Source organism: Mycobacterium sp. IDUB_36, assembly GCF_055419225.1.
Genome location: NZ_JBVAXH010000001.1, coordinates 2,927,430 through 2,943,602 on the forward strand (window position 1 = coordinate 2,927,430; position 16,173 = coordinate 2,943,602).

The 16,173-nt window shown below is 66.9% G+C and carries 16 protein-coding genes; 10 read left to right on the top strand and 6 right to left on the bottom strand.

Going from position 1 to position 16,173, the window contains the following annotated elements:
• Nucleotides 1–59 precede the first annotated feature (59 nt).
• The 4 genes from ACZYW1_RS14485 to ACZYW1_RS14500 are packed head-to-tail and all read left to right on the top strand — an operon-like array spanning nt 60 to nt 3,576.
• The gene (locus tag ACZYW1_RS14485; RefSeq protein WP_463786784.1) at nt 60–1,526 is read left to right on the top strand and encodes an aldehyde dehydrogenase; all 1,467 of its coding nucleotides are present in this window, start codon (nt 60–62) and stop codon (nt 1,524–1,526) included.
• An 18-nt stretch (nt 1,527–1,544) separates the two neighbouring features.
• Nucleotides 1,545–2,294 (top strand): SDR family oxidoreductase, encoded by a 750-nt coding sequence (locus ACZYW1_RS14490; protein WP_463786786.1) that lies wholly within the window; start codon nt 1,545–1,547, stop codon nt 2,292–2,294.
• A complete protein-coding gene (locus ACZYW1_RS14495) occupies nt 2,291–3,148 on the top strand; it encodes an NAD(P)-dependent oxidoreductase (protein ID WP_463786788.1) in 858 nt (285 codons plus the stop codon). Before ACZYW1_RS14490 ends, ACZYW1_RS14495 begins: the two co-directional genes overlap by 4 nt.
• On the top strand, nt 3,148–3,576 hold the full coding sequence (locus ACZYW1_RS14500) for a carboxymuconolactone decarboxylase family protein (RefSeq protein ID WP_463786789.1): 429 nt from the start codon (nt 3,148–3,150) through the stop codon (nt 3,574–3,576). Before ACZYW1_RS14495 ends, ACZYW1_RS14500 begins: the two co-directional genes overlap by 1 nt.
• Nucleotides 3,577–3,586: 10 nt before the next feature.
• Here the strand turns inward: ACZYW1_RS14500 and ACZYW1_RS14505 are convergent, their stop codons facing one another.
• Nucleotides 3,587–4,672, bottom strand: a complete 1,086-nt coding sequence (locus ACZYW1_RS14505) for an aldo/keto reductase (RefSeq protein WP_463786791.1) — start codon at nt 4,670–4,672, stop codon at nt 3,587–3,589.
• 82 nt (nt 4,673–4,754) lie between these two features.
• On the opposite strand from ACZYW1_RS14505, the gene ACZYW1_RS14510 reads away from it, so the two are divergent.
• Both ACZYW1_RS14510 and purD read left to right on the top strand, forming a co-directional pair.
• Nucleotides 4,755–5,156 (top strand): MarR family winged helix-turn-helix transcriptional regulator, encoded by a 402-nt coding sequence (locus ACZYW1_RS14510; protein WP_463786793.1) that lies wholly within the window; start codon nt 4,755–4,757, stop codon nt 5,154–5,156.
• A 24-nt stretch (nt 5,157–5,180) separates the two neighbouring features.
• Complete coding sequence (gene purD, locus ACZYW1_RS14515) at nt 5,181–6,449, top strand: phosphoribosylamine--glycine ligase (protein WP_463786794.1); 1,269 nt, start codon at nt 5,181–5,183, stop codon at nt 6,447–6,449.
• On the opposite strand, the gene ACZYW1_RS14520 is transcribed toward purD, so the two are convergent.
• Nucleotides 6,446–8,026: a gamma-glutamyltransferase family protein gene (locus tag ACZYW1_RS14520; RefSeq protein ID WP_463786796.1), complete on the bottom strand. Its 1,581-nt coding sequence runs from the start codon at nt 8,024–8,026 to the stop codon at nt 6,446–6,448. The genes purD and ACZYW1_RS14520 overlap by 4 nt on opposite strands.
• A 131-nt stretch (nt 8,027–8,157) precedes the next feature.
• Here ACZYW1_RS14520 and ACZYW1_RS14525 point away from each other — a divergent pair, with 131 nt between their 5' ends.
• On the top strand, nt 8,158–9,333 hold the full coding sequence (locus ACZYW1_RS14525; protein ID WP_463786798.1) for a thiolase family protein: 1,176 nt from the start codon (nt 8,158–8,160) through the stop codon (nt 9,331–9,333).
• A 49-nt stretch (nt 9,334–9,382) separates the two neighbouring features.
• Here the strand turns inward: ACZYW1_RS14525 and ACZYW1_RS14530 are convergent, their stop codons facing one another.
• Nucleotides 9,383–10,078, bottom strand: coding sequence for a TetR/AcrR family transcriptional regulator C-terminal domain-containing protein (locus tag ACZYW1_RS14530; protein ID WP_463786800.1), 696 nt, complete (start codon nt 10,076–10,078; stop codon nt 9,383–9,385).
• Nucleotides 10,079–10,181: 103 nt separating this feature from the next.
• Nucleotides 10,182–11,081, bottom strand: a complete 900-nt coding sequence (locus ACZYW1_RS14535; protein WP_463786802.1) for an alpha/beta hydrolase-fold protein — start codon at nt 11,079–11,081, stop codon at nt 10,182–10,184.
• Nucleotides 11,082–11,311: 230 nt separating this feature from the next.
• Here ACZYW1_RS14535 and ACZYW1_RS14540 point away from each other — a divergent pair, with 230 nt between their 5' ends.
• Nucleotides 11,312–11,941, top strand: a complete 630-nt coding sequence (locus ACZYW1_RS14540) for a TetR/AcrR family transcriptional regulator (RefSeq protein WP_463787835.1) — start codon at nt 11,312–11,314, stop codon at nt 11,939–11,941.
• 51 nt (nt 11,942–11,992) lie between these two features.
• Here the strand turns inward: ACZYW1_RS14540 and ACZYW1_RS14545 are convergent, their stop codons facing one another.
• A complete protein-coding gene (locus ACZYW1_RS14545; RefSeq protein WP_463786803.1) occupies nt 11,993–12,850 on the bottom strand; it encodes a DUF429 domain-containing protein in 858 nt (285 codons plus the stop codon).
• A 43-nt stretch (nt 12,851–12,893) separates the two neighbouring features.
• Here ACZYW1_RS14545 and purB point away from each other — a divergent pair, with 43 nt between their 5' ends.
• Both purB and ACZYW1_RS14555 read left to right on the top strand, forming a co-directional pair.
• Entirely contained in the window at nt 12,894–14,312 is a 1,419-nt protein-coding gene (gene purB, locus ACZYW1_RS14550) for an adenylosuccinate lyase (protein ID WP_463786805.1), read from the top strand.
• Nucleotides 14,309–15,535 carry a cytochrome P450 gene (locus ACZYW1_RS14555; protein WP_463786806.1) on the top strand — a complete coding sequence of 409 codons (1,227 nt, stop codon included), beginning with the start codon at nt 14,309–14,311 and terminating at the stop codon, nt 15,533–15,535. Before purB ends, ACZYW1_RS14555 begins: the two co-directional genes overlap by 4 nt.
• On the opposite strand, the gene ACZYW1_RS14560 is transcribed toward ACZYW1_RS14555, so the two are convergent.
• Nucleotides 15,532–16,152, bottom strand: a complete 621-nt coding sequence (locus tag ACZYW1_RS14560; protein WP_463786808.1) for a hypothetical protein — start codon at nt 16,150–16,152, stop codon at nt 15,532–15,534. The two genes, ACZYW1_RS14555 and ACZYW1_RS14560, sit on opposite strands and share 4 nt — an antisense overlap.
• Nucleotides 16,153–16,173: the final 21 nt, after the last annotated feature.

The window sequence follows — 16,173 nt, forward strand, 5'->3', positions numbered from 1 at the left end:
GCTATGTTCGACGAGATTATTCCGGACATGTGTCCACTCAACGAGGCGCGGAGGCAGAGATGGCATTGTTGGCCGACGGCGTGAGCTCGCTACTCATCGACGGCAAGCTGAGGAGTGGCAGTCAGGGCACCTTCTCCACGATCAACCCGGCCACCGAGGAAGTCCTGGGTGCCGCGGCCGACGCCGGCACCGATGACATGGACAGCGCCATCGAGGCCGCCCGGCGTGCCTTCGACGACACGGACTGGTCGCGCAACACCGAGTTGCGGGTCCGCTGCGTGCGCCAGTTGCAGGCGGCCATGCAGCAGCACCTCGAGGAACTGCGCGACCTGACCATCGCCGAAGTCGGCGCTCCCCGGATGCTCACCGGTATCGCGCAGCTCGAAATTCCGGTGAACGACCTGTCGTTCGCGGCCGATACCGCCGAGTCCTACCAGTACACACAGGATCTCGGCGAGGCGAAGCCGATGGGTATCCCCACCCGCCGCACCATTGCCCGCGAGGCGGTCGGCGTGGTCGGCGCGATCACGCCGTGGAACTTTCCCCACCAGATCAACCTCGCCAAGATCGGGCCCGCACTGGCCGCCGGAAACACTGTCGTGCTCAAGCCCGCACCCGACACCCCTTGGGCCGCAGCGGTGCTCGGCGAGCTCATCACCGAGCACACCGACTTCCCGGCCGGCGTGATCAACATCGTCACGTCGAGTGACCACGGCGTCGGCGCGCTGTTGGCCAAAGATCAACGGGTTGATATGGTTTCGTTCACCGGATCGACTGCGACCGGTCGGGCTGTGATGGCCGACGGTGCCGCGACCATCAAGAGGGTCTTCCTCGAACTCGGCGGAAAGTCCGCGTTCATCGTGCTCGAAGATGCCGACCTGGGCGGCGCGGTGAGCATGGCCGGGTTCTCGGTGTGCATGCACGCCGGGCAGGGCTGCGCCATCACCACCCGGTTGCTGGTGCCGCGGGCTCAGTACGACGAAGCTGTCTCGATAGCGGCGGCGACCGTGGGCGGCATCAAGGCCGGCGACCCTACCGATGCCGGAACCATTTGCGGTCCGGTGATTTCGGCGCGTCAGCGCGATCGGATTCAGGGCTACCTCGACTCGGCCGTCGCCGAGGGCGGGACGTTCGCCTGCGGCGGAGGGCGGCCGGCCGACCGTGACGTCGGGTTCTTCATCGAGCCGACCGTGATCGCCGGTCTGGACAATGACGCGCGCTGCGCGCAAGAGGAGATCTTCGGTCCCGTGCTGACGGTGATCCCCTACGACGGCGACGACGAAGCGGTGCGTATCGCAAACGATTCACCATATGGCTTGTCGGGCACCGTGTTTGGTACCGACCCGGATCGGGCGGCCGGAGTCGCCGCGCGGATCCGGGCAGGCACGATCAACGTCAACGGAGGCGTCTGGTACTCCGCTGATCTGCCCTTCGGTGGCTACAAGCAGTCCGGCAATGGCCGTGAGATGGGCCTGGCCGGCTTCGAGGAATACCTGGAAACCAAAACCATTGCGACAGCGGTCTAGCCGGAGGAGTCAGCGAGCATGCGATTCGAAAACAAGGTCGCCATCGTCACCGGATCGGGTGGCGGCATCGGCCAGGCGTACGCCGAGGCGCTGGCCCGGGAAGGTGCGGCCGTCGTCGTGGCCGACATCAATACCGAGGGAGCCGAGAAGGTCGCCGACGGAATCAAGGGCGAGGGCGGCACCGCGCTCGCCCTGCCCGTCGACGTGTCAGACCCGGTGTCCGCCAAGGAGATGGCCGACCGCACGCTGGCCGAATTCGGCGGCATCGACTATCTGGTCAACAACGCCGCGATTTTCGGCGGCATGAAACTCGACTTTCTGATCACCGTCGATCCCGAGTACTACAAGAAGTTCATGAGCGTGAACCTCGATGGCGCGCTGTGGTGTACCCGCGCGGTCTACAAGAAGATGGCCAAGCGGGGCGGCGGCGCGATCGTCAACCAATCCTCTACGGCGGCATGGCTGTATTCGAACTTCTACGGTCTGGCCAAGGTCGGCGTCAACGGCCTCACCCAGCAGCTGGCCACCGAGCTCGGCGGCCAGAACATCCGCATCAACGCGATCGCGCCGGGCCCGATCGACACCGAGGCCAACCGCACCACCACTCCGCAGGAGATGGTCGCCGACATCGTCAAGGGGATCCCGTTGTCGCGGATGGGGCAGCCGGAGGATCTCGTCGGCATGTGCCTGTTCCTGCTGTCGGACGAGGCGTCCTGGATCACCGGTCAGATCTTCAACGTCGACGGCGGACAGATCTTCCGGTCATGAGTGAGGGCATCAAGCTCGGCTACATCGGCCTGGGCAACATGGGCGCGCCGATGGCCACCAGAATGACCGAATGGGCCGGCGGCATCACGGTTTACGACATTCGGGCGGAGGCGATGACGTCACTGGCCGAAAAAGGTGCGAGGCTGGCCGACAGTGTGGCCGACGTGGCAGCTGCCGACATCATCCATGTCACCGTGCTCGACGACGCCCAGGTGCGCGAGGTCGTCGGCGAATTGGCCGAGCATGCCAAGCCTGAGACGGTCATCGCGATCCACTCGACCATCAAAGACACCACCGCCGCCGAACTGGCCGGCGAGCTGAAGCAACAGGGCATCCACATCGTCGACGCTCCGGTCAGTGGTGGCGCAGCGGCGGCGGCGGAAGGCAAGCTCGCCACCATGGTGGGCGCCGACCGGGAAGTCTACGAGCGGATCAAGCCGGCCTTCAAGCATTGGGCGGCGATGGTGGTCCACGCCGGCGAGCCGGGTGCGGGTACTCGAATGAAGTTGGCCCGCAACATGTTGACGTTCACGTCCTACGTCGCGGCATGTGAGGCGATGAAGCTCGCCGAGGCGGCCGGCCTGGACCTGCAGGCGCTGGGCCGGGTCGTGCGGCACACCGACGCGCTGACCAGTGGACCGGGCGCGATCATGGTGCGCGACAACATGAAAGACCTCGATCCGGACAACTTCCTGTACCAATCCTTCACCCACGCCCGCGGGCTGGGAGAGAAGGATCTGAGCCTGGCGCTGGCCCTGGGTGAATCAGTCTCGGTCGACCTGCCGCTCGCTCAGTTGGCCCATCAGGGGCTGGCGGCGGGACTCGGGGTGCCGCACACAGAGAAAGAGGCCTGATGGACGAGTTGCGTAGCAAGGGCCTGGCGAAGATGAACGAGGTCTACGGCTGGGAGATGCCCAACATCGAGGGCGACGCCTACTTCGACCTGACCGTCGACCACCTGTTCGGCAGCATCTGGACCCGACCGGGATTGTCGATGCGCGACAAGCGGATCATGACGCTCACCGCCGTCACCGCGGTCGGCAACCGCGACCTCGCCGAGATCCAGATCAACGCGGCGCTGCTCAACGAAGAGCTCAACGAGACCGAGCTCAAGGAGATGGCGGTCTTCCTGACCCACTACCTCGGCTTCCCGTTGGGCTCCGCGCTCAACGGCGCCGTCGACAGCGTGGTGGCCAAGCGCAAGAAGGCCGCCGCCAAAGGTGCGGGCGAGGACAAGAAGGCCAATGTCGAGGGCGCTCTGAAGATGCACTCCGGCGAGTAGCCCGTCGATCTCAGTACGGCTGAACGCCTTCGGGTATCACGTAGTCCGAAATCGGTGCCGTAACCCCGTTGACGGTCGTACCGCCGTTGAGAATGCCCGGGGCCATCTCCAGCATGTTGTTCGGAAATCCGAATTCCGGTTTGGTGAGTGCGTCCAGCCGGGCGAGTTCTTCCGCGGTGAGGTGGACGTCCACGGCGCGAATGTTGTCCTCGAGCTGTGAGAGGCGGCGCGCTCCGATGATCACCGACGACACGCCGGCCTGCGCCCGCACCCACGCCAAGGCCACGCTGGCGACATTGGTGTCGTGCGCCCGGGCGATGACGTCCAATTCGTCGATCACCGCGTAGGTCTCGTCGTTGAGGAAGGCGTCGACCATTGCGCCGCGGTCAGCGCTGTGTTCGCCGCGGTTGGCTCGGGTGTACTTGCCGCTGAGCACCCCGCTCTTCAGCGGCGACCACGGCGTGATGCCGAGGCCGAATTCATTCGCCATCGGAACCAGCTCCTGTTCGATGGTGCGCTCCAGCAACGAGTACTCGACCTGCAGGCCGATAAAGCTGGACCAGCCGTGAAAACGCGCAATCAGGTTGGCCTGCACGATCTTCCACGCCGGGGTGTCCGATACGCCGATGTAGCGTACTTTGCCCGACGCGACGAGGTGGTCGAGCGCGGCCATCGTTTCCTCGATGGGGGTGTTGACGTCCCAGATGTGCAGCCAGTACAGGTCGATGTAGTCGGTCTGCAACCGGCGTAACGAGTTCTCGCAGGCGTTGATCAATGACTTGCGGCCCGAGCCGCCACCGTTCGGGTCGCCCGGATAGAGGTTGCCGCTGAACTTCGTCGCCAAGACCATGCGGTCGCGGCGCGCGGCGTGGCGGCCGATGTGATCGCCGACGATTTTCTCGGAATGGCTCCGGGTGTAGAAGTTGGCGGTGTCGATGAAGTTTCCACCGAGTTCGGTGTACCGGTCGATGATCTGTTGGGACTCCTCGACACTGGTGCCCCAGCCGAGGTCTTCGCCGAAAGTCATCGCGCCCAGAGACAGCGGGCTGACGCGCAGGCCAGAACGTCCAAGAGTGGTGTATTGATCCAGAGGCATGACGGAGGCTTTCTGGTAAGTTGTTCGACTATGCGTTTGTTCAATTTCAAACTAGTTTATATCTGAATGATCTGGCAAGTCGATGTCTGACGCGGTCAAGATCTGGTCCCTCAATTACCGGCTGCTGTTGTCGGTGATCTCCTGCGCGGAGGCGAAGATCTGCGCGTTGGGTCTGGAGGCCAAAGAGCTTTTCCTGCTGGCCGAGATCGACGAGCATCGGTATCCGGCTGAACTGGCGGTGACGCTGAGCATGCCCAAGGCGACCGTCACGTCATACCTCAAGCGACTGGAGGCGGCTGGTTTCGTGCGCCGCGAGATCGATCCCTGCGACCTTCGGCGTCACCGCCTGCTGCTCACCCCCGACGGGAGCCGGGTCGCGGCGGACGGGCTGGCGCTGCTGTCGGGTGAGTTCGAGAAACGCCTCACGCGGCTCACCGTCGCGCAGCGCAAAGAATTCAGAAGCCTGCTGGAACGAATTGTCTGAACACCTCTACTAGAGTGACTTTCCGTGCGCGTTCTGGTGATCGGTTCCGGTGCCCGCGAACATGCTCTGCTGCTCGCATTGCGGGCTGACCCGCAGGTCGAGGCGTTGGCCATCGCCCCCGGTAACGCCGGCACCGCTGCCATAGCCGACCAGCACGACGTCGACGTCTCCTCCGGTGCCGACGTCGTTGCACTGGCCCGGAAGACCCGCGCCGATCTTGTGGTGATCGGTCCTGAGGTCCCGTTGGTCCTCGGCGTGGCCGACGCGGTGCGCGCCGCCGGGATCGCCTGCTTCGGGCCCAGTAAGGAAGCGGCGCAGATCGAGGGATCGAAAGCCTTCGCCAAGGATGTGATGGCGGCCGCCGGGGTCCGCACCGCGTCCAGTGAGATCGTCGACAGCCCAGCGGGTTTGGATGCGGCTCTGGACCGGTTCGGTCCGGGCGCCGGCGACCCGGCCTGGGTGGTGAAGGACGACAGACTGGCTGCGGGCAAGGGGGTGGTGGTCACGGCGGACCGTGACACCGCGCGTGCTCATGCCGCGGGCCTGCTCGAATCCGGCCACCCGGTGCTGCTCGAATCGTTCCTGGACGGCCCGGAGGTGTCGCTGTTCTGCGTCGTCGACGGCGAGACCGTGGTGCCGCTCCTGCCGGCCCAAGACTTCAAAAGGGTCGGCGACGGCGACGCCGGCGCCAACACCGGCGGCATGGGTGCCTACGCCCCCCTGGCGTGGCTGCCGGACGACACCTATCGTGCGATCGTCAGCACGATCGTGGAACCCGTTGCGGCCGAACTGGTGCGGCGCGGCAGCTCGTTCTCGGGTCTGCTGTATGCCGGACTGGCGATCACGTCCAAGGGGCCTGCGGTCATCGAATTCAATTGCCGCTTCGGCGATCCGGAGACGCAGTCGGTGCTGGCCTTGCTCGAGTCGCCGCTCGGGCAGCTGCTCAACGCGGCGGCCACCGGCACGCTGGCGAGCCTCGGTGCGTTGCAGTGGCGGGACGGCGCGGCGGTGACGGTGGTGGTGGCGGCCGAAAACTACCCGGGCAAGCCGCGAGTGGGCGACGTGATCGTCGGCTCGGAGGCCGCCGGCGTCTTGCACGCTGGGACTGCCCACAACGACGACGGCGCGATCGTGTCGGCGGGTGGCCGGGTGCTCTCCGTGGTCGGCACCGGCCCGGATCTATCCTCCGCGCGCGCGGCGGCATACGGTATCGTCGACTCGATTCGATTGCCCGGCAGCCATTTTCGCACCGACATCGGCTTGGCCGCCGCCGAAGACAAGATTCGCGTCTAGATGCCGGCGGCCTGGCCGTCGCGCCGGGGGTCGCTGACCGCAAGGTAGCCGTCGTCGAGTCGCCAGATCGCCTGGCAACTGCCGAACTGGTTGTAGTCGTCGGTGGTGATCAGTTCATGGCCGCGCTGCCGCAGCCCGTCCAGGGTCGACGGCGGAAAGCCCGCCTCGCAGCACACCTGAAGACCCTGTGCCCAGCGGAACCGTGGACCGTCACACGCCGCCTGTGGGTTCTGACCGTGGTCGACGACCCGCGCCACCACCTGTACGTGACCCTGTGGCTGCATCGGGCCACCCATCACCCCGAAGCTCATCACCGGAGCGCCGTCCCTGGCCAGAAAGCCAGGAATGATGGTGTGATACGGGCGTTTGTTAGGGCCTACCCGGTTCGGATGATCCTGTTGGACAACGAAATCCGCGCCGCGATTCTGCAGCGCGATTCCGGTGCCGGGCACCACCACGCCCGAGCCGAATCCCATGTAGTTCGACTGAATCATCGACACCATGACGCCCGAGGCGTCCGCGGCGGTGAGGTAGACCGTGCCCCCGCGTGGCGTCCCGGCGGACGCCGGCCTGGCGCGGTCCGGATCGATCAACGCGGCGCGCTCGCCCAGGTAGTCCTTGTCGAGCAGGGCGTCCGGATCGACTGCCATGTGATCGAGGTCCGCGACGTAGGCTTGCGCGTCGGCGAACGCGAGCTTCACCGCCTCGATCTGTAGATGTACGCTTTCGGCGGAATCGACTGTCCGCGAAGCCATGTCGAATTGCTCCAGGATTCCGAGCGCGATCAGCGCGACGATGCCCTGACCGTTGGGCGGTATCTCGTGCACGGTGTAGTCGCGGTAGTCGCCGGCGATGGTGCCCACCCAGTCGGCGCGGTGCGCGGCGAGGTCGTCGGCCCGCATCGCCCCGCCATTGGCGGTCGAGTGGGCCTCGATTCGGGCTGCGAGCTCGCCACGGTAGAACGACTCGCCGCTGGTCGCGGCGATCATCTCGAGCGTGCCGGCGTGCCCGGGCAGTCGGACCAGTTCGCCGGGACGCGGTGCCCGGCCCGCGGGCATGAATGTCTCGGCGAACCCGGGCTGCGACTCGAACAGGGGCACCTGAGCCGCCCACTGTTGCGCGATCGTCGGTGAAAGCAGAAAACCGTTGCGAGCGTAGGAGATCGCCGGCTCGAACAGCCGCTCGAAAGGCAGCTTGCCGAATTTGGCGTGCAGCTCGACCCAGGCTGACACCGCGCCGGGGACGGTGACGGAGTTCCATCCGAACGGGGGCACGCCGTCGCCGCCGAAGTACTCCGGCGTCCAGGCCGCGGGGGAGCGGCCCGACGCATTCAGCCCGTGCAACTGACGTCCGTCCCACACAATCGCGAAGGCATCCGAGCCGATGCCGTTGGAGACCGGCTCGACCACCGTCAAGGCGATCGCGGTCGCGATGGCCGCGTCGACCGCGCTACCGCCCTCGGCGAGCATCCGTAGGCCGGCCTGTGCGGCGAGCGGCTGCGAGGTACAGACCGCGCTGCCCGCCAGGACCGGTTTTCGCGGCCAGGCGTAGGGAAGCTCCCACCCGAACGGCTGCACCCGAACAGTGTTTCAGCGCGAACGGAGGTCGGCAAACCACCCGATATCGTCGGAGCAACGGTAGCTGATACGATTTACGCTTTGAGTCATATTTGTAACCCCCGCACGCAGCCGAACCGAAGGTTGATTCCATGCCCAAGCCCGTCATCGTCAGCGCAGTACGGACCGCCATCGGGACGTCGTTCAAGGGCTCGCTGGTCAACACCACACCCGAGTTCCTGGCGACCACGATCCTGCAGGAGGCGGTCCGCCGGTCCGGCGTCGAGGTCGCGGACATCGACGACGTGATCTTCGCTGAATCGCACTACGGCGGAGGCGACATGGCCCGCTACGCCGCCGTGGCGTCGGGTATGACCTCGGTTCCCGGGCAGGCCGTCAACCGGCACTGCGCGGGCAGCCTCACCGCAGTCGCCAACGCGGCCGCGCAGATCGGCGCCGGCGCGGAGAAGGTCGTCGTCGGCGGCGGTGTGCAGTCGTTGTCGATGACGCCGCTGATGAACTGGCGCATTCCCGGTCCGACGCTGGAGTTCGAGGAGCGGTGGATTCCGCCGACCCACGTGGAGACGCCGGACGCGCCGGGTCGCGACATGTCGATCACCGTCGGCTGGAACACCGCGCAAGCGGTCGGGATCACCCGTGAGGAAATGGACGCCTGGGCCTACCGGTCGCACCAGCGCGCGATCGGCGCCATCGACAGCGGCGCGTTCGTCGACGAGATCGTCCCGCTGAAAATCAAGGGACTCGACGACGCCCTGGTCGAATTCAGCGTCGACGAGCATCCACGCCGCGGAACCAGCTTGGAGAAGCTTGCATCGCTGAAGGTGCTGCACCCGGAGATCGAGGGATTCTCGATCACCGCCGGTAACAGCAGCGGCACCAATGATGCCGCCGCCGCACTGACGCTGGCCGATGACGGCTACGCCGGTTCGCACGGGCTGAAGGTGCTGGGCTCGGTCAAGGCTTGGGCGTCGGCCGCCGTCGAACCGCGGGACACCGGCCTGGGTGCGGTGAAGGTGATCGGCAAGGTGCTGGAGCGGGCCGGCCTGTCGCCCGGTGACGTGACCCTGTGGGAGATCAACGAAGCGTTCGCGTCAGTGCCGATCGCCGCGTGCCGTGAATACGGTCTCGACGAAGAGCGGGTCAACTTCTACGGCAGCGGCTGCAGCCTCGGTCACCCGATCGCGGCCAGCGGCGCCCGGATGCTGACCACACTGGTCCACGAACTGGGCCGGCGCGGTGGCGGCATCGGCGTGGCGGCGATGTGCGCGGGCGGCGGCCAGGGTGGCGCCGTCGTCATCGAGGTCTAGCGCGGGAATCAGCCCGGACGACGGTGCGGGCCGCTGAGAAAACCAGTGGTCAGCGTGCCTCGAGCAGCCGACTGGCGTGATCGAGGATGCAATTCAGGCCGAACTCGAAGTTGATGTCGTTGGTGGCCCCCATGTGGTGACCGTCCTGCGTCAGCTGCGAGATCAGCGGCATGGTCTCCGGGTTGATCGCCAGATCTCTTCTGCGCTGGTCGCTTTCGGCACCGCCGGACTTCTCCCGCAGCCGTTCCAGGACCGCGGCACCCTGGGTGTGAATGGCGATGCTGGCGTAGGTGTCGAAAGCGTCTTCCGGAGACAGACCCGCCTCCACCATCGTGGCGATGACCTTCTCCAGCTTTTCGTAGGCTGCCAGCGTGGCCTCTCGGCCGAAGGTGCCGCGGATCAGGATCAGATCGCACAGGATCGGGTTGTCGCGGAAGGTCTGGCGAACTTTGCGCGCGTGGTCGCGCAACGAATCCCGCCAATTTCGGCTTTCCACGAACGGTGTGGCGAAGTCGTACTGACCCAGCGCGCGGTCCGTCATCGCGTCCAGCAGGTCGTCCTTTTTCCGGAAATACCAGTAGATGCTGGTCACACCGACGTCGAGGTGCTTGGCCAACAGCGGCATGCTCAAACCGTCGACGGAGACTTCGCCGGCCACCTTGAACGCGCCTCTGATGATCTCGTCGACGCTGATGGATCCGCGTTCACGCCGCTGTCGCTTGTCCGCGATGGCCTGCCTCGCCAATTCGGGTTACCTCCATGAGCTGTGGCCATGCATTTACGGCCGGTTATCGTAACAAATATCGTAAGGCTTTTGGTAGGCCCCGCGGTCGCGCACGGTGGGTGAGCTACGCCGTCAGCAGCGGTGCCATCCAGGTCAGTTCGGCAGGCAGTTGCGAGCTCCAGAACGACGGGTCGTGACCGCCGGCTGAGAAACCGCCCGCCGGTGGACGCGGTAGTTGGGCGACGAACTGCTTGGTCGCGCTGTAGAACGGATCGCTGTTTCCGCAGTCGACCCGTACCGGGATGGAGCCCAGGGCGGGCATTCCGAAGACCGAATTGGCCGCGAAATCCTCGGGACCGTCGAACGCACCCGGGGCGGCCGCTCCCGACGACATCCACAACGCCGGGCTCACCGCGCAGATCGCCGCCGTCCGGCCCGGACCGAGCCGGCCGCCGAGCAGCAGCGCGCCGTAGCCGCCCATCGACCAGCCGAGAAAGCCGAGCCGGGAGGTGTCCAGCCCTTGTCCGGCCAGCAGCGGGATGAGCTCGTTGATCACCATCGCGCCGGAGTCTTCACCGGAAGCTCGCTTGTGCCAATAACTTCCGCCACCGTCGACCGCGACGACGGCGAACGGCGGCAGCCCGGCGGCGACCGCCTGAGCCAGTCCTTGCTCGACGCCGCCCTCCATCACGGTGGCAGCGCTACTTCCCTTGCCGTGCAGCGCGATCACCGGTCGCAGTGGCTTGGTCTGGCCCGGTGGGCGGGCGATCGCCCAGTTGGTGGATACGCCACCGCGCGCGGCCGACACGAACGAACCGGTCGCCATCGTCGGCGCCGCGGCCGGCTCGAGCGGGGGCCGCGGGGCCAGCGGAACTCCCGTGCCGGTCATCACGACCGGTGTCGCGACCGGAGTGCGGACGGGCAGCAACCTGTCCACCGCGTACGCCCCGAGCGCTCCCGCGGCGGCGCCGGTGCCCAGACGCAGCACAGCGCGACGACTCATCTCCGGCATGCCGGCCATCATAAAGCGACGCCCGTGCGTCCCCGGCCTGCAGCGCGACAGGGGTGGTTTGGCCGAAAGCCCGATGCGGCACCATTCCGGCTGGCACCATGACCAAGGTGACAGCAGCAGTGGCTCCCGAGGGGGCTTACGCTCCCGGGGTAGCCGTCGCTGCCGCGCCGAACGTCGCCGCCGCGCCGGCTGTCGCGGCCGCGACCAACGTCGCCGCCTCCGCATCGGTCGCACCGCGGACGATCGTCGCTCCCAAAGGTGCGGTCACCCCCAAGGGGGAACGCCGTCGGCATGCGCTGGTCAGTGCTGCGGCCGAGTTGCTGTGCGAGGGCGGATTCGAAGCGGTCCGGCACCGCGCAGTGGCCCGCCGCGCCGGGCTGCCCCTGGCCTCGACCACGTACTACTTCTCCAGCCTGGACGATCTGATCGCCAGCGCCGTCGCGCACATCGGGATGCTGGAGGTCGCACAACTGCGGGCTCAGGTGGCCCCGTTGTCGCGCCGCCGTCGCAGCGCCGAGACGACCGCCGACCTGTTGGTCGAACTGCTCGTCGGCAGCGAATCCGAGCCGCAGCTGACCGAGCAATTGATATCGCGCTACGAGCGACACATCGCCTGTGCCCGGTTGCCCGGGTTGCGCGAGATCCAGCGCCGGAACATGCGTCAGCGGGTCGACGCGGTCGCCGACGTCATCGATCGCTGCGGACGATCGGTGCGCCCGGAGGTGGTCTCTGCGCTGATCTGCACGGTCGACGGGGCAGTGGTGTCGGCGTTGGTCGACGAGCTGCAAGACCCGCGCGCGGTTGCGCGGGCCACCGTGATCGACGTCATCGATTCGGTGGCGCCGTTCGACCGCCGGCCCGTGCAGATCTGACCTGTCGGAATTGAATAGCCTGTAGCACAGCAGGTTTCAGTGCTGCGGTTGTTACCCGTCCAGCTGTCGTCGGATTTCGTCCAGACCGCGCTGGGCTTGGTCGAGCAGCGTGGCAACCTGGGCGACGCGGGCGCGTAGGTCTTCGGCGTCGGTCCGTGGTGCGGGCCGCCGGCGGCGGGCGGGGGTGGCGTCGGGCGGCAGCGTCGGTGTGACGATGTAGCCGCTCGCATAGTCGCCGTAGATGGTCACGTCCTCGGGACGGTGATACCAGTACAGCCCCACGTAGGCGCAGAGCACGGCATCGACGGGATCCTCGTCGCGGTCGAGCTGGACCAAGCGGGTCGCGGCCTCGACCCGCTTGCGCAGCTCCACCCAGGACATGCTGTGGTTCACCCGCAACCGTGGCGTCGCGTTGTCGAGCCCCTCGATCAGGGTCATCAACCGCAGCAGCTCGTGCTGACGTGTCTCGAAAGATCCCTTCTTGTACTTCAGGGTCTTGTCCAGACCGAACAACGCGATGGTGGCCGGATGCGGATACACCTCGATCGCCCGGCGCGACGAACTCGACGCCGGGTTCATGTCGAGCGTCAACGCGGTCGCGATCCGGGCGGCACGCGGACGGGCCAGGGCTGGGTTCGTGGTGTTGGCAGGATGGGCGCCCGCCTCGAAGGCGTGGAAGTCGCGGTTGAGCGCCGCCTCGCACGGCCGCGACCCAGTCGGGTTGTTCACCACCAACGGCGCGTCGATGGAGACCAGGCAGTCGTCGCTGACGTACGGCTCGATCGCGGCCTCGATGCCGGCATCGTCGTGGGCAGCGCCGACGTGCAGCAGCCGGCCGTCGGCGCCGACGACCGCGACACCGGTGTTGTTCTTCTCGCCCCACGCGAGGTCGAGCCCGACAAAGTGCATGACGTCACTGTGCCCGATCTTCGCGCCATTAAGCTGTGTGTTTGTGACAATCCCGAACGTGCTGGCCAACCGCTACGCCAGCGCCGAGATGGTGGCGATCTGGTCGCCGGAGGCCAAGATCGTGGCCGAGCGGCGGCTGTGGCTCGCCGTGCTGCGCGCGCAGGCCGAGCTGGGGGTGCAGGTTCCCGAAGCGGCCATCGCCGACTACGAGCGGGTGCTCGATGACGTCGACCTGGCGTCGATTGCGGCCCGGGAGCGGGTGACGCGCCACGACGTGAAGGCCCGCATCGAAGAGTTCAACGCGCTGGCCGGTCACGAGCACGTGCACAAGGGCATGACCAGTCGCGACCTGACCGAGAACGTCGAGCAGCTGCAGGTGCGCCGTTCCATGGAGCTGGTGTTCGCCCACGGGGTGGCGGTCGTCGCCCGACTGGCCGAGCGGGCCGCGACCTACCGCGATCTGGTGATGGCCGGTCGCAGCCACAACGTAGCTGCGCAGGCCACCACGCTGGGCAAGCGGTTCGCCTCGGCGGCGCAGGAGACGCTGGTTGCGCTGACCAGGCTGCGCGAGCTGATCGACCGCTACCCGCTGCGCGGCATCAAGGGCCCGATGGGCACCGCACAGGACATGCTCGACCTGCTCGGCGGTGACGCGGCGAAGCTGGCCCGGTTGGAGGGCCGCATCGCCGAATTCCTGGGATTCGCGACAGTTTTGACCAGCGTCGGGCAGGTGTACCCGCGGTCCCTCGACCACGACGTCGTGTCGGCGCTGGTGCAGTTGGGCGCGGGGCCGTCGTCGCTGGCGCACACCATCCGGCTGATGGCGGGCCACGACCTGGTCACCGAGGGCTTCGCGCCGGGGCAGGTCGGCTCGTCGGCGATGCCGCACAAGATGAACACCCGCAGTTGCGAGCGGGTCAACGGGCTGCAGGTCATCCTGCGCGGCTATGGGTCGATGGCCGCAGAACTGGCCGGTGCGCAGTGGAACGAGGGCGACGTGTTCTGCTCGGTGGTGCGCCGAGTGACGTTGCCGGACAGCTTCTTTGCCATCGATGGACAGATCGAGACGATGCTGACCGTGCTCGACGAGTTCGGCGCCTACCCCGCGGTGATCCAGCGCGAGCTGGATCGCTACCTGCCGTTCCTGGCCACCACCAAGGTGTTGATGGCCGCGGTGCGCGCCGGTGTGGGCCGGGAGACCGCGCACGAGGTGATCAAGGAACACGCGGTCGCCGCGGCGCTGGCCATGCGCGAGCAGGGTGTCGACCCGAACCTGCTGGGCCGGCTGGCCGACGATCCGCGACTCCCGTTGGACCGCAACGCGATCGACGCCGCGCTGGCCGACCGCAACGCGTTCATCGGCGCGGCCGGCGATCAGGTCGACGCCGTGATCGCGGAGGTCGACGAGTTGGTGGCCCGTTATCCCGATGCGGCGAAATACACACCGGACGCCATTCTGTGACGCTCGCGGAGGTCGACTTCACCGATCTGGACAATTTCGCCAGCGGCTTCCCCCACGACCTTTTCGCGATCCATCGGCGCGACGCGCCCGTGTACTGGCATCACCCGACCGAACACACCCCCGACGGCGAGGGCTTCTGGTCTATTGCGTCCTACGCGGAAACGCTTGCAGTGCTGAAAGATCCGGTGACATTCTCGTCGGTCACCGGAGGTACGCGGCCCTTCGGCGGGACGCTGCTGCAAGACCTTTCGATCGCGGGCCAGGTGCTCAACATGATGGACGATCCGCGGCACTCGCAGATACGGCGGCTGGTCAGTTCAGGCCTGACGCCGCGAATGATCTCCGTTGTCGAAGACGACCTGCGGTTGCGGACCCGTCGCCTCCTGGACGCGGTGGTGGCCGGCGAGCCGTTCGATTTTCTGGTCGACATCGCCGCCGAGCTGCCGATGCAGATGATCTGCATCCTGCTGGGAGTCCCTGAATCCGAACGGCATTGGCTGTTCGAGGCGATCGAGCCGCAGTTCGACTTCGGCGGAGCGCGCACAGCGGCACTGTCGCAGTTGTCGGCCGAGGAGGCCGGCTCGCGGATGTACAACTACGGCCAGGAGTTGATTGCCGCGAAGCGCGCGGAGCCGACCGACGACATGTTGTCCGTGGTCGCCAATGCCACCATCGACGACGTGGACGGGCCGGCCATGTCCGACCTGGAGCTCTACCTGTTCTTCAGCCTGCTGTTCAGCGCCGGTGCCGAGACGACCCGCAACGCGGTCGCCGGCGGGTTGCTGGCGCTTGCTCAGCACCCGGAGCAATTGCGTTCGCTGCGTGCAGATTTGGCGGCTTTGCCGACTGCCGTTGAGGAGATGGTTCGCTGGACGTCACCGTCGCCGTCCAAGCGACGAACGGCGACGCGGGACGTCGCGCTCGGTGGGGTGGGTATCGCCGCGGGCCAGAAGGTGCAGATCTGGGAGGGCTCAGCCAACCGCGACGCGAGCGTGTTCGACGACGCCGATACCTTCGACGTCACGCGAAAGCCCAACCCGCACCTCGGTTTCGGGCAGGGAGTGCATTACTGCCTGGGTGCCAACCTGGCTCGGCTGGAACTGCGGGTGCTCTTCGAAGAACTGCTGACCCGCTTCGGTGACGTGCAGGTGGTGCGCGACGTCGAATGGACGCGCAGCAACCGGCACACCGGTATCCGGCACCTCGTCGTCGAACTGCGCTAGCGCATCCGGACGGCCATTCCCGCCGAACGTAATTCGATGGCGGCCAACCCGTGGATGGCGTGCGGGTCTCCGGCTCGCCACGCCCCGACCGGGTCGGGGCTCACGGCGGTGAGTCGGTTGAGCGGCCGGTTGGCCAACGCGCGCAACGCCAACAATTGGGCACCGGCCGGGGTGGCGGCCAGCGCGCCCACCGTCAACTTGCGCCGGACGAAGCGGATCCGGAGCACCAACCACGGCACGACCACTCCCAGCGTCGGCGGCGCCGCGACCGCCAGCCCCAGCACGACGGCCAGCCAGGACGCGGTGGTGTCCAGGCTGTGGCCGGCGCCGGCGATGTCGAGCGCGGCCCTGCTGGCCGCGGTCAGCGGCTCACTGACCGCCCTGCCGACCAACGGGATGTGGTCGGCGCTGTGGCCGGCCGACTTCAGGCTGTCGGCGACACCGTCGGCGCCACCCTGGACCTGCCGGCCCACCTCGGCGATCGTCGAGACCGCGGTGTGCACGGCGAGGCCGACGAACACCCACACGAAACTCCAGATCACGACAATGGTGTCGAAGAAGAGTTGCGCCGCGAGCCGGCCCGGAGTGTTGGCGTAGGGGACAAACCGCGATTTCATATCCCGATCGTGCCCGCTTGA